Source organism: Azospirillum largimobile (assembly GCF_977007025.2).
In genome coordinates, this window is the sequence record NZ_CDRMUA020000003.1 from 356,218 (window position 1) to 366,329 (window position 10,112).

At 68.3% G+C, this 10,112-nt stretch carries 11 protein-coding genes; 8 read left to right on the forward strand and 3 right to left on the reverse strand.

The features are described 5' to 3' along the window. Positions 1-14 precede the first annotated feature (14 nt). The 8 genes from ACWPKK_RS19240 to ACWPKK_RS19275 all read left to right on the forward strand — a co-directional run bounded on the left by ACWPKK_RS19240 (position 15) and on the right by ACWPKK_RS19275 (position 7,446). A complete protein-coding gene (locus tag ACWPKK_RS19240) occupies positions 15-1,865 on the forward strand; it encodes an NADH-quinone oxidoreductase subunit 5 family protein (RefSeq protein ID WP_452007299.1) in 1,851 nt (616 codons plus the stop codon). Positions 1,866-1,886: 21 nt separating this feature from the next. Then, positions 1,887-3,080 (forward strand): proton-conducting transporter transmembrane domain-containing protein, encoded by a 1,194-nt coding sequence (locus tag ACWPKK_RS19245; protein WP_452007301.1) that lies wholly within the window; start codon positions 1,887-1,889, stop codon positions 3,078-3,080. After that, positions 3,077-3,556, forward strand: coding sequence for an NADH-quinone oxidoreductase subunit B family protein (locus ACWPKK_RS19250; protein WP_452007303.1), 480 nt, complete (start codon positions 3,077-3,079; stop codon positions 3,554-3,556). Before ACWPKK_RS19245 ends, ACWPKK_RS19250 begins: the two co-directional genes overlap by 4 nt. Then, positions 3,553-4,461 carry a respiratory chain complex I subunit 1 family protein gene (locus ACWPKK_RS19255; protein WP_452007305.1) on the forward strand — a complete coding sequence of 303 codons (909 nt, stop codon included), beginning with the start codon at positions 3,553-3,555 and terminating at the stop codon, positions 4,459-4,461. Before ACWPKK_RS19250 ends, ACWPKK_RS19255 begins: the two co-directional genes overlap by 4 nt. A gap of 13 nt (positions 4,462-4,474) precedes the next feature. Next, a complete protein-coding gene (locus ACWPKK_RS19260) occupies positions 4,475-4,999 on the forward strand; it encodes a 4Fe-4S dicluster domain-containing protein (protein WP_452007307.1) in 525 nt (174 codons plus the stop codon). Continuing rightward, the gene (locus tag ACWPKK_RS19265; RefSeq protein WP_452007309.1) at positions 4,989-5,486 is read left to right on the forward strand and encodes an NADH-quinone oxidoreductase subunit C; all 498 of its coding nucleotides are present in this window, start codon (positions 4,989-4,991) and stop codon (positions 5,484-5,486) included. Before ACWPKK_RS19260 ends, ACWPKK_RS19265 begins: the two co-directional genes overlap by 11 nt. Positions 5,487-5,498: 12 nt before the next feature. Further along, the gene (locus tag ACWPKK_RS19270) at positions 5,499-6,578 is read left to right on the forward strand and encodes a hydrogenase large subunit (RefSeq protein WP_452007311.1); all 1,080 of its coding nucleotides are present in this window, start codon (positions 5,499-5,501) and stop codon (positions 6,576-6,578) included. 76 nt (positions 6,579-6,654) lie between these two features. Next, entirely contained in the window at positions 6,655-7,446 is a 792-nt protein-coding gene (locus tag ACWPKK_RS19275) for an SDR family NAD(P)-dependent oxidoreductase (protein WP_452007313.1), read from the forward strand. Positions 7,447-7,473: 27 nt separating this feature from the next. Here ACWPKK_RS19275 and ACWPKK_RS19280 read toward each other — a convergent pair whose 3' ends face one another. The 3 genes from ACWPKK_RS19280 to ACWPKK_RS19290 all read right to left on the reverse strand — a co-directional run bounded on the left by ACWPKK_RS19280 (position 7,474) and on the right by ACWPKK_RS19290 (position 9,768). Further along, the gene (locus ACWPKK_RS19280) at positions 7,474-7,941 is read right to left on the reverse strand and encodes a hypothetical protein (RefSeq protein WP_324870607.1); all 468 of its coding nucleotides are present in this window, start codon (positions 7,939-7,941) and stop codon (positions 7,474-7,476) included. 143 nt (positions 7,942-8,084) lie between these two features. After that, positions 8,085-8,861 carry a class I SAM-dependent methyltransferase gene (locus ACWPKK_RS19285; protein ID WP_452007316.1) on the reverse strand — a complete coding sequence of 259 codons (777 nt, stop codon included), beginning with the start codon at positions 8,859-8,861 and terminating at the stop codon, positions 8,085-8,087. A 31-nt stretch (positions 8,862-8,892) separates the two neighbouring features. Then, a complete protein-coding gene (locus ACWPKK_RS19290; RefSeq protein ID WP_452007318.1) occupies positions 8,893-9,768 on the reverse strand; it encodes a MipA/OmpV family protein in 876 nt (291 codons plus the stop codon). Between the last annotated feature and the right edge of the window lie 344 nt (positions 9,769-10,112).

Below are 10,112 nucleotides of genomic sequence, written 5' to 3' on the forward strand. Positions count from 1 at the left end.
GAAAGGGGCGGGCCATGACCTCCATCACGCTCCCCATTCTTCTTCTGCTTGGCGGCTTCGTCCTGCAACTGCTGCTCGCCCGGCTGCTGACGCCCGTCGGCAAGGGCGTGCTCGCGACCGCGGCGGTCTTCGCCTCCTTCCTCGCCACGCTGCCGCTGGTGCCCGTCGCCATGGCCGGCATCGCGATGGAGGCGCCGCTGCTGCCGGTGTGGGACGGGCCGTTCTCCCTTGGCCTGCGCATAGACGGGCTGAGCGTCCTGTTCATGCTGATGGGGACCGGCATCGGCGCCGCCATCCTGCTGTTTTCCGTCCGCTACATGGAGCATGAGGAGCAGGGCACGACGCGCTTCTACGCCATCATGCTGGTCTTCATCGCCGGGCTGCTGCTGCTGGCGGGTGCGGCCGACATGCTGGGCGCCTACATGGCGTGGGAGGTGATCGGGCTGTGCTCCTACAGTCTGGTCGGCTTCTGGTACAGGCAGAGGGCGGCGACCGACGGCGCCCGCAAGGTGCTGGTCATCACCCATCTGGCGGGCTACGGCTTCCTGATCGGGCTGGTGCTGGTCTATTCCCGCGCCGGGACGTTGGTCTGGACCGATCCGGCGGTGGGGTCGGCCTTCACCTCCGGCGTCGCGGCGTTGTTCATCGTCGCGGCCATGGCGAAGTCGGTGATGTTCCCGCTGCACACCTGGATCCCGGAGGCGATGAACGCCCCGACCCCGGTGTCGGCGCTGCTGCATTCCGCCTGCTACGTCAAGGCGGGCGTCTATCTGATCGCCCGCATGTATGTGATCGGGGATGGGCAGTGGCAGGCCGCGCTGGAAGTGCCGCTGCTGGCGGTCGGCTGCGTCACCATCCTGATCGGCGTCATCTTCGCCATGGCGCAGACCGACCTGAAGCGGCTTCTGGCCTTCCACACCGTCAGCCAGCTCGGCTACATCGTCGTCGGGCTGGCGCTCGGCACCGATCTCGGGCTGGCAGCCGGACTGTTCTATTGCCTGAGCCATGCGCTGTTCAAAGGCACGCTGTTCATGTGCGCCGGCGCCATCCAGCACGCGACCGGCACCCGCGACCTGCGGGATCTCGGCGGGCTCGCCACCGCGATGCCGGGAACGGCGAAGGTGTGGATCATCGCCGCCGCGTCGATCGCGGGCGTGCCGCTGACCAATGGCTTCGTCGCCAAATGGCTGCTGTTCGGCGCAGCACTCGACAAGGGGCTGCTGGTCGTGGTGCTGGTCGGCTGGATCGGCAGCATCCTGACCGCCTTCTCCTTCCTCAAGGCCACCGTCAACGCCTTCTACGGCGTGCCGTCCAAGGCGCTGCTCGGCCGGCCGGTGCATGAGGCGTCGCCCAGCATGCTGGCCGGCATGGGCTCCATGGCGGGGCTGTGCCTGCTGTTCGGGCTGGCGCCGCAGCTGCTTATGGTGCCGGTGGTGGCGCCGGCCGTGCGCTCGCTGGGCTTCGACTGGGCGGTGCAGATGAGCTGGCTCGGCATCCTGACCGACCGCGGCAGCATCGCGATGACGGTCGGCGGCGTGGTGGTGCTGGCATCGGCCATGCTGGGACTGCTGGTCTACCGGCTGGCCCAGGCGCCGGCCCCCGGACTGGTGTCGGTCTATTCCGGTGGCGAGCCGCTGCCCGCCGGCGACCGGCCCGGCGCGGTGGACTTCGCCGAGATGGCCGAGCACGCCTTCCATCCCGTCTATTCCCTCGATCCCGATCCCGCCTACCTGCGGATCTGGCACGGCCTGACCCGTGCGGCCGGGGCGGCGCAGACCGCGGCGCGCATGGTTTTCGAGGATCGTCCGCTCCTGGCCATCGGTCTCGTCGCGGTCGCGGCGCTGGCCGGCGTGTGGCTGGTCTGAGCGCAGCCGGAGGCATCCATCATGGACATGGTGCTGATCCCCCTCTTTCTGGCGATCGCGCTCGGCGTCGGCCTCTATGCCCGCGTGATCCCGCAGGGAAACGGCGGATGGTGGCGCTTCGCCGCCGCCACCGTCGCCCTGGCGGTCGCCGCCCGGCTGGCCGGGCATGGCTGGGCCGCCGTCCTGCTGGCCTCATCCGCCGAATTCCTGGCGGTGGGCATGGTGTGGAGCGGCGGGACCGCTGAGGCCCGCGCCGCCGCCTGCAAATACCTGACCGCGGTGGCTCTCGCCACGTTGTGCGGCTGGACGGCGCTGGCGCTGATTCAGCTTGGCGCCGTGCGCCCGTCCGCGCCCTGGGACAAGCTGGCGGTGGCGCTGCTGCTAGTCAGCGTCGCGCTGAAGCTTGGGCTGGTGCCGGTCTATTTCTGGCTACCGGCGGTGGCCCGCGCCTCCTCGGCGATGACGACGGCGCTGATCGTTGCGGTGGTCGATGTCGGCGCCTTCTGCGAGCTGCTGGCCCTGCGCGACGCGGCGCCCTGGCTGTTCACCGACTTCGCGCCGCTGTGGATCGGGCTGGCGGTGCTGTCGCTGCTGGGCGCCGCCCTGCTGGCGCTGGCCCAAAGCGAATTGAAGCCGATGCTGGCTTTCTCCTCGATCGACGACATGGGCTATCTGCTGCTGGGGCTGGTGGCGGGCGGGACCGACGGCATGGCCGGGGCGTGGTTTGGCATCCTGGGCCATGCGATGGGCAAGATCGTGCTGTTCGGCGCGGTTGGCGCGGCCGAATGGCATCTCGGCCGGGCGTTGACGCTGGACGACCGCGGCCTGTCCACCCCGCTGCCGGTGGCGAGCGCCGCCTTCATGCTGGGGGCGCTGGGCTTCATCGGCGTCCCGCCGACGCTGGGCTTCGTCGGGCATTGGCGGCTCTATCTGGCGGGGGCGGAGCTGGGCGGACCGCTGCTGCTGGCGGTGCTCTATGCGTCGTCGGCCATGGCGCTGCTCTGCTATGTCCGAGCCATCCACCGGGTGTGGCTGGGGCCGCTGGAGTCATCTGTCGCCGGGCGATCCCTGCCGCGTGCCGCCGCCCTGGTGCTGCTGGCCTTCGCCATCGCCCCGGTGCTGTTCGGGCTGGCTCCCAACGGGCTTCGTCCGGCTTCCGAGCCGCATCCGCATGTCGCCGCACTGCCGACGGAGTCGGCGGGAGGTGTGAAATGAACCTGATCGAACGGGTCATCGCGATCTCGCGCCGCCGGTCTCCCTGGATCTGCCGCCTGAACGCCGGATCCTGCAACGGCTGCGACATCGAGATCACGCCCCTGCTCAGCCCGCGCTACGACGCCGAACAGCTGGGGGTCGAACTGCACGGCACGCCCAAGCATGCGGACATCGTGCTGATCTCCGGCACGCTGACGCTGCGGTCGCGCGAGGCCATCCTGGACATCTACGCGCAGGTGCCCAATCCGAAGGCGGTGGTGGCGCTGGGCTCCTGCCCGGCATCCGGCAACGTCTTCGCCGGCAGCCCGTTGGTGCTGAGCTGCTCGCTCGACAGCGTCGTTCCGGTCGATGTCTGGGTGCCCGGCTGCCCGCCGCGGCCGCAGGCCATCCTGGACGGCATCGCCCGCGCCGCCAAGCTGCTGGAGGACGGCGCCACCAAGAGCCAGCTGGAGAGCCGGCGGGGGAGGCTGTCATGAACGCCGTCTGGTCCTATCTGGTCGCCTTCGCCGTCTGGCCGGGCATCCTGCTCGCCGCCCCGCTGGGATGGCTGGAACTGTGGTTCATGCGCAAGCTGGTGGCGCGGCTGCAGGGGCGGCAGGGTCCCCCCTTCTTCCAGCCCTTCTTCGATTTCATGAAGCTGCTCGGCAAGGAGACGGTGATCCCCCGCGGCGTCAACCGCGGCATCTTCCTGGCCCTGCCGGTGGTGTCGGTAGCGGCGGTGACGGCGGCGCTGGCCATCGTGCCGCTGCCCGGCAACCCGGCGCCGTCGCTGCCGGGCGACGTCGTGCTGCTGCTCTACCTGATGGAGGTGCCGATCCTGTGCGAGGTGCTGGCCGGCTATGTCAGCCGCTCCATCTACGGGCAAGTCGCGGCGATGCGCGAGGCGCTGCTGTCGCTGGCCTACAACCTTCCCTTCCTGGTCGCCATCATCGCCATGGCGCAGGAGGCCGGCAGCTTCCAGATGAGCGCGCTGCAGGCCGCCCCTTACGGCATCGTCCATCTGCTGGCGGCGGTGACCTTCCTGCTGGCGCTGCCGGCGCGGATGAAGCTGAACCCCTTCTCCATCGCCAATGCCGAGCATGAGATCGTCGCCGACAGCCACATCGAATACAGCGGCCCGCCGCTGGCCCTGTTCAAGCTGTCCCATGCCGTCGAGCTGGTTCTGCTGACCGAGTTGTTCGCCGTGGTCTTCATTCCGGCCACGCCCTGGCCTCTGGTGAACCTGCTGGTCTATCTGGCGGCGGGTGTCGCGGTGTTGGGCGGGGTGACGCTGCTGGCGACGGCAACGGCGCGGCTGCGCCTGACTCAGGCCTTCCGCTTCTACTGGGTCTGGGGCGGGCTGGCGTCGGCCGTCACCATGGCCGCGACGCTGGTCCGTTGAGGGAGGATGCGCCATGGCCATGCTGAAAACCATCCTTGGCAACCTGCTGCGCCCCTCGCGCACCCGGGCGCCTGCCGACATGCCGGAGGTGCCGCCGGTCTACCGCGGCGCGCTGGCCCATGATGCCGCCCGCTGCACGGCCTGCGGCACCTGCGCCTTCGTGTGCGCACCGAAAGCTATCAGCTTCACCCAGGATCCCGGCGTGTCGGTGTCCTGGCATTTCTTCATCGGCCAATGCTCCTTCTGCGGGCTGTGCGCGCAGAACTGCCCGATGCAGGCCATCAGCCTGCAGGCCGACGCGCCCGGTGCGACGAACAGCGCGGCCGGCGATGGGCTGCGACTGGAAAGCGTCATCCGGCTGCAGCCCTGCACCCGCTGCGGTGCCGCCCATGTGCCGCTGCCGGATGCGACCATCGAGGCGCTTTGGGGCGTGGAGGAGGCCGAGCGCGGTCTTTGCCCGGAATGCCGGCGCCGGGCGGCGAGCGAGAAGCTGCGCGCTGCCTTCGTACCGGCGGAGGAGGCCCATCATGACCGCTGACCGCAACCCCCGCCGGCTTGCCGATGCGCTGCAAGCCATCCCCGGCGTCAGCACCATTGCCGAACGCAACGGCGCCCTGTGGGTCGATGCCCCGCTGCTGGAGGTGGAGGCGATGGCGGCCGCCATGGCGGAAATCGGCATCCGGCTCGGCACCGTCACCGCCATCCCGCATGCCGAGGACGCCGAATCGACGGTGATCTACCACTACATCGACGAGCATCGCGTCATCAACGTGAAGACCTGCACCCGCAACGGCGCGCTCGCCTCGCTGGCGCCGACCGTCCGCGCAGCGTCCTGGGCGGAGCGGGAGATCCGCGACCTGTTCGCGGTGGAGTTCCCCGGCCATCCCAACCCGGTGCCGCTGATCCGGCCCGAAGGCATCGACACGGCCACCCTGCGCGCGGCGATGTGCCGCCCGGCGGAGGTCGCACGCAAGCCGGTGTCGCCGCTGGCCTCGCCTTTGGCCGCCAAACCGGCCCGTTCCTAGGAGTTTCCGGCCATGCCCTACAGCTTTCCGCTCGGCCCATACCACCCGGCGCTGGAGGAACCCTTCAAGGTCAAGGTCCAGTGCCGCGGCGAAGTCATCGACAGCGCCACCGTCGAGGTCGGATTCAGCTTCCGTGGGATCGAACTGCTGGCGCAGAAGCGCAACTGGGTGGAGGTCATCACCCTTATCGAGCGTGTCTGCGGCATCTGTTCCAACACCCATGCCATGACCTTCTGCATGGCGGCGGAGACGATCGCCGGGATCGAGGTGCCTAAGCGCGCCGCCCACATCCGCACCATCATCGCCGAGCTGGAGCGGCTGCATTCCCACCTGCTGTGGGCCGGGGTGGGGGCGGAGGACATCGGGTTCCATTCCCTGTTCATGGAGGTCTTCACGCTTCGCGAACTGGTGATGGACACGCTGGAGGCGATCAGCGGCAACCGGGTGAATTATGGGATGAACTGCATCGGCGGCGTCCTTCGCGACATTCCCGATCCCAAGCGCTACCTGCCGGCGCTCGACACCCTGTCCAAGGGACTGGCGGAGATCGTCATTCCGACCTTCACCGAAAATCCGACGGCGCTCGCCCGCACCCGCGGCATCGGTCGGCTGACGCGGGAGCAGGCGGTGGAATGGGCGGTGGTCGGCCCGGTCGCCCGCGCCTCCGGCCTCGACATCGACGTGCGCAAGGACCAGCCCTACCTGTCCTATGCCGATCTCGGCTTTGAAAGCGTCGTCCGGCCGGAGGGCGACGTGCTGGCCCGGGTGGTGGTGCGGGCGCTGGAGATGGTGGAGAGCATCCGCCTGATCCGCGAGGCGCTGCAGTCCCTGCCGGCCGGACCTTTGCGGGCGACCCAGGGCTTGCCGGAAATTCCGGCCGGCGAGGCCACCATCCGCACCGAGGCGCCGCGCGGCGAGGCCTTCTACTATGTCGCCTCCGAGGGCGGGGCCACGCCGGCGCGGGTCAAGATCCGCACGCCGTCCTTCGTGAACATTCCGGCAATCGAGGCGATGGTGGTGGGACAACCGCTGGCCGACCTGTCGATCATCCAGGCCTCCGTCGATCCCTGCATTTCCTGCACCGACAGATAGCGGGGGAGGGATGTCGGAACCACCCTTCACGGGCGGCGGTTGACGGGACAACGCCATCATTCGAAAGGGCAGTCCCATGGCTCGCGCCGCCAACACGCAACTCGCCGTCGTGACCGGAGCCTCCAGCGGCATCGGCCTCGAACTCGCCAAGCAGTGCGCCTCCAACGGTTTCGACCTCGTGATCGCCGCCGACGATCCCGCGATCGAACAGGCGGCGGGCGAGCTTCGCAAGCTGGGGGCCGCGGTCGAGACGGTCCAGGCCGACCTCGCCACCCTGGAGGGAGTGGACCGGCTCTATGCCGCGCTGAAGGGCCGGACGGTCGATGCGCTGCTCGCCAATGCCGGGCACGGGCTGGGCCATGGCTTCCTCGACCAGGATTTCGCCGAAGCCCGCCATGTCATCGACACCAACATCACCGGCACGCTCTATCTGATCCAGAAAATCGGCCGCGACATGCGCGCCCGCAACCAGGGGCGCATCCTGATCACCGGCTCCATCGCCGGTTTCATGCCCGGCAGCTTCCAAGCCGTCTACAACGGCACCAAGGCCTTCATCGACTCCTTCTCCTTCGCGTTGCGCGACGAGTTGAAGGACACCGACATCACCGTGACCTGCCTGATGCCCGGCCCGACCGACACGGAGTTCTTCGAGCGCGCCGACATGATGGACACCGCGGTCGGCCAGGGGAAGAAGGACGATCCGGCGATGGTCGCCAAGGTCGGCTTCGATGCGATGATGAAGGGCGAGGGCGACGTGGTTGCCGGCTGGAAGAACAAGCTGCAGACGACGATGGCGACCGTCACCCCGTCCGGCCTGCTGGCCAGCCAGCACCGCAAGATGGCGGAGCCGGGGTCGGGCAAGCACTGAGGCCCCGGCTCCCACCGCCCGGCGACATCAGGTGTCGAGGCAGCCGCCCCGCGGCGCGACGGTGATGCGGATCAGTTCCGCACTGCCGCCGCCGAAGACGTTGCCGCCGGTGTAGGTCAGGCAGCCTTCGTTGCGGTAGATGACCTGCAGCCGCTGGGCGTCGTTGCCGAAATAGAAGGGGATCCAGCGCTTGCCGGTCTCGTGCCGGATCATGTTGTCCGGCGCGCCGATCAAGGTGGATACCTCTTCCATCGTCATGCCGATCTGCAGCTTGGCGAAGCGGCTGCCGGGGGCGGGGGTGCCGATCAACTCGCCCTCATAGCGGCCGTCACGCGATTTCACCATCCGCCCGCCCGGCGTCGACGGCGCTGCCGACGCCGTCGCGGCGGTGCCATTGCCGGTGCCGTTGGTGGTGGTCGACGCCTGCTGCTGGCCGGCACAGCCGATCAGCAGCGCCACCGCCGACAATGCCGCCCAAGTCGCTTTTCCCGCCATGTCTGTCCCTGCCTGTTCTGTTTTGGTCGATTCCCTGTGCCCGCGACTATGGGTCCGATAACCGCAGGACGGCATCGGCAAAGGCGGATGAAGAACGCCAAAGAGGGGTAATATCAACAGGCAGTCCGCCCGAGTCCCTGCTTTCAGGCGGCGGGATCGGACTGCCGCCGGCCGGTGTAGTTCTTGAACAGGTCGTAATCGGTGTCGCAGCGGACCTGAGCCAGACCGGCGGCGGCCATCGCCGTGGTGATGACCTCCGGTTCCACGCACTGGTCGATGGTCTCCCAGTAGTAGCGCATCAGCGTACGGCCCTCCTCCCCGCCGCCGCTGAGGCGCGAGACCGTCGGCACCACCATGCCGAGATAGGCGTTCATCAGATGCCGGGTGACCGGGCGCCGGGGGCGGCCGATCTCCATCACCAGCACCGTGCCGCCGGGCCGCAGCACGCGGCGGAACTCCCGGAAGGTGGCGGTCAGGTCGCCGACATGGCGAAGCGCGTAGCCGATGGTGACGAGGTCGACGCAGGAATCGGCGAGCGGCAGCGCGTCCGCCACGCCCTGGATCAGCGGTATGGGCAGGCTGCGCCGCGCCTCGGCCAGCATCGCTTCGCTGAGGTCGAGTCCGATGACGTCGTCGGGACCGCCGCAGATCGCCACCGCCTCCCGCGCGACCAGTCCGGTGCCGATGGCGACGTCCAGCATTCGCATCCCCGGCCGCAACCCCGCCCGGCGCAGGCATTGCGCCCGATACCAGGAACCGGAGCCGAGCGCGAAGATCGTGTTGATGCGGTCGTAATGATGGGCGGTCCGGTTGAACAGACCGCGGACGAAGCGCAGCCGCTGCGTCTTGTCGCGATAGTAGGAGTCCAGCACCGGATGTGGTTCGACGGCGCCGACGCGTGGGGTGGGTTCGGTCGGCACGGCGGTGTCTCCTTCGCGGTTGGCGCAAACGTCAGTCGAGGATGTCGCTCACCGCGCTGACCCGGCTGTCCGACCGGTAGAGCGAGATGGTGAGGCCGGCCCCGACCGACAGGTTCACAGTGCGCTTGTAGAGCGGGCTGTCGTCATTGGCCGCACCGGAGAACAGCTCTCCCCGGACGGCGCCGAAGGCGGAGATGCGGTCGGTCACCGGCATGACCAGGGAACTGTGCAGGCGCAGGCCCAGATAGCCGGCGCGCGCGTCGTAGGCGTCGCGTCCGGGGCGGGCATATTGCGGATCGACCTGATAGAAATAATCCATCAGATGGCTGGATGCGAAGATCGGTCCCAGGCCGAGGCGGAACTGGTCGTCGCCGGACATCAGCCCGGCCTTGCTGTAGGCGATATCGGGTGCGAAGACGAGGCCGCGGTACTTGATGCGGCTGAAGTCGGTGGAGAAGACGCTGCGCACCGGCAGGGTCAGGTCGATCCGCTCGCGCAGGCCCCTGTCGCGGTGCAGGTTGATCTTCAGCGCCGGTCCGACCTCCCCCAGCAGGTCGATGTCCGGCATGCCTTGCCGCGCACGGTTGTCGTCGGCGGAGGAGCCGAGCGCCCCTTCCAGGCTGACTTCGAAGTTCACGCGGTCGGAGCGGTAGAGCCGGCCCTGGATGCCGTTCCGGTCGGCGCGGAACACGTCGCCGCGGTAAATGACGTAGGGCAGGGCGGCGGCCTGGACGTGGTTCTGATCGGCCGCCGGATAGTCGGGGATGTATCCGACACCGCCGCCGATGCCGACCTCGAGCAGCGGCTTGCCGTTCTCAGTCCCCGATTCCTGGGCAAGGGCTGGCCCCGATGCGCAGAGGATCGCCGGCAGGGCGCAAGCGGCAACGGCAAGCGTCGTTGTCAACACACGCACCATGCATCCCCGATCGAGTTCGCCGCCTTCAGGCCGTGCGGCATCTTGTAAGCGCCGGACACGGCAGGCAAGTAGCATTGCAAATCGCGAAATGGGTAACCAATCAAGCTAGTTGCGCTTTCCCAAGTGCAATGGCGGAAATCCACGAGCAATGCGTGGGGGTGGTGCAATCGATCCGCAATAATGCTGCCGCGGCGTCTTCAAACAGGAGATGCTGATATCGGAAAGCTGCGGATATATCATTTTGGGTATGCCCCGGATAAAGGGCATGTCGGGCTTTTGTCCCTGGAACGCCCGTGACGGGGTCTGATAAAAACAAGGACATGACCTCCTGGTCG